This is a genomic window from Curtobacterium sp. MCPF17_018 (assembly GCF_003234135.1).
GTDB lineage: Bacteria > Actinomycetota > Actinomycetes > Actinomycetales > Microbacteriaceae > Curtobacterium > Curtobacterium flaccumfaciens.
This window is the reverse complement of sequence record NZ_QKSJ01000029.1, coordinates 1-877: the sequence shown is the minus strand read 5'-3', so window position 1 is coordinate 877 and position 877 is coordinate 1. Positions and strand designations below refer to the sequence as shown.

Here is an 877-nt window from a genome sequence, read left to right as displayed (position 1 = left end):
CGGAGTCTGTTTCCGGACGTGACGGCGTCGTTCACTTGCGGTGTTCCCGATCGAAAGGCACACCCATGACTGACTCCACCGTTTGGTTCATCACCGGCGCAGCACGCGGGATGGGCATCGACCTGACCCGGGCCGCCCTCGCCGCCGGCCACCGCGTCGTTGCCACCGCGCGTGATGCCGCGAAGGTCACCGAGGTGTTCGGTGAGCGGGAGGACCTGCTGGCAGTGTCGCTCGACATCACCGACGAAGACGCGGCGCGGGCCGCCGCGGACGCCGCGGTCTCCCGCTTCGGACGGATCGACGTGCTCGTGAACAACGCCGGCCTGTTCTACGCAGGGTTCTTCGAGGAGATCAGTCCTGAGCAGATGCGGCAGCAGATGGAAACGAACTTCTTCGGCCCGCTCAACGTCACCCGGGCGGTCCTACCCGTCATGCGTCGTCAGCGCAGCGGGCAGATCGTCACGATCAGCTCAACTGCCGGCCTCGTCGGTCAGGAGTTCGTCGCGGCGTACTGCGCGTCGAAGTTCGCCCTCGAAGGGTGGATGGAGTCCATCCGGTACGACCTCGCGCCGTACGGTGTCTCGACCATGATCGTCGAGCCTGGCTTCTTCCGGACCGAGCTACTCGTCGAAGGAGCTTCCACCATCTGGCCGGAGCTATCCATCGACGACTACGCCGAGCGCACCGCGACGACCATCGAGGCATGGAAGAGCATGAACGGCAAGCAGGGCGGTGATCCCACCAAGCTCGCTGCTGGCCTGGTCTCGTTGATCGATTCCGACGAGCCGCCGCTGCGATGGGTCGCGGGCGCCGATGCCGTGCAGACCGGTGTCGACAAAGCCAACCTGCTCCTGCAGCAGGTCGCCGCACACGAGGA

The 877-nt window shown here is 65.8% G+C and carries 1 protein-coding gene; it reads left to right on the top strand.

Annotated elements, in window-relative coordinates:
* Positions 1–65: 65 nt before the first annotated feature.
* A partial coding sequence (locus DEJ27_RS17380) for an SDR family oxidoreductase (protein ID WP_111091547.1) occupies positions 66–877 on the top strand: 812 nt, incomplete at its 3' end.